The sequence below is a fragment of the Dyella sp. SYSU CM1112 genome (genome assembly GCF_058216415.1).
Genome location: NZ_JBZEGI010000151.1, coordinates 1 through 262, shown reverse-complemented (window position 1 = coordinate 262; position 262 = coordinate 1). Strand labels below are relative to the sequence as shown.

Below are 262 nucleotides of genomic sequence, written 5' to 3'. Positions count from 1 at the left end.
CTGGCCGCCAGCGGCGGCGTTGATCGATGCGCGGATCGCCGTGAAACGATCGTTACATCGTGAAGCTAGACCTTGTTGTTGAATATGGGATTGCTCCGTCAAGCTGCAAGTTCCCGCAGAGATTTTCGGCGTACAGATTCAGCTATTGCGCTGACGCTCGCTCGAACTGGGAATGCGCAGAATCTCTCGACATTTCGCAACAGTGCGTCGGGCTACCTGAATGCCCTTGTTGCGGAGTTCCTCGGCGAGGGCCTGATCGGAC

Annotated in this window: 1 protein-coding gene; it reads right to left on the bottom strand. The window is 56.9% G+C overall.

The genetic code is table 11. From position 1 onward, the window contains the following. Positions 1-138 precede the first annotated feature (138 nt). On the bottom strand, positions 139-262 hold a 124-nt coding region (locus AC4HNJ_RS22015), incomplete at its 5' end, for an RNA polymerase factor sigma-54 (RefSeq protein ID WP_490481745.1).